1 protein-coding gene is annotated in these 1201 nt (G+C 61.9%); it reads left to right on the forward strand.

Annotation, left to right across the window (positions count from 1 at the left end; all coding sequences use genetic code 11):
- Positions 1–1116 (forward strand): UPF0182 family protein (locus NW853_RS09975; RefSeq protein ID WP_414348935.1); only part of this gene is annotated, 1116 nt, incomplete at its 5' end.
- Between the last annotated feature and the right edge of the window lie 85 nt (positions 1117–1201).

Genomic DNA, 1201 nt, shown 5'->3' on the forward strand with positions numbered 1-1201 from the left:
GAGCTGGACTATCCCGCTGCCGATCGCTATGTCTACAGCAGCTACCGCGGCACGGGCGGCGTGCCCATCCCCCACCTCTGGCAGCGCTTTCTCTACGCCTGGCACTTCCGGGATCTGCGCATCCTTCTCAGCCGCGAGCTTTCCCCCAGCAGCCGCTTTCTCTATCGCCGCCAGATCCGGGAACGGGTGCGCCAGGTGATGCCCTTTTTGCTCTACGACCAGGATCCCTACTTGGTGATTCAAGGTGGCAAACTCTACTGGTTTTTCGATGCCTACACCACCAGCAGCCGCTACCCCTACTCCGAGCATCTGCCCGGCTTCCCCTTCAACTACATCCGCAACTCGGTCAAGGCGGTGCTGGACGCCTACAACGGCAGCATCGACTGGTACATCGCCGACCCTCGGGATCCCCTCATCCAAGCCTACGCCCGCATCTACCCCAGCCTGTTCCAGCCCCTAGAGGCCATGCCGGAGCCGCTGCGGCGGCACATCCGCTACCCCCAGGATCTCTTCCGCCTGCAGGTGCAGCAATTTGCCGCCTACCACATGACGGATCCCCGCCTCTTCTACAACCGGGAAGACCAGTGGCAGATCCCCAACCAATTCCGCAACCGGCGACGCCTTCCCATGCAGCCCCAGTACCTCATCCTCACCTTGCCGGAGGAGCCACAAAAGGGATCCCCAAACCGGCCCGAGTTTGTCTTGCTTTCCCCCTTCACCCCCCTCAACAAGCAGAACATGGTGGCTTGGATGGCCGCCCGCTGCGATGGGGAAAACTACGGCAAGCTGCTGGTGTATGAGTTTTCCAAGCAGCGCCTCATCTACGGGCCGGAACAGGTAGAGGCGCGGGTCAACCAGGATCCCGCCATTTCCGAGCAAATCGCCCTCTGGAACGAACACGGGTCGCGGGTGAACCTGGGCACCCTGCTGGTCATGCCCATTGAGACCTCGCTTCTCTACGTCCAGCCCCTCTACCTGGAGGCAGAACAGGGCCGCCTGCCCCAGCTCACCCGGGTCATCGCCGCCTACGAAGACCGGGTGGTGATGGAGCCAACCCTCAGCCAGGCCCTGGAAGCCCTCTTCTCCCCCACCGGCAGTCGCCGCTCCAACCGCTGAGGCTGGGGGATCCCTTCTCAGATTTCCCACAGCCAGTTGACAGAACTTAACGGATGTTTTAAGGTTGTGTTGTCAATCTTCGCGC

It is taken from the genome of Synechococcus sp. H55.11, from assembly GCF_047462475.1.
Lineage (GTDB): Bacteria > Cyanobacteriota > Cyanobacteriia > Thermostichales > Thermostichaceae > Thermostichus.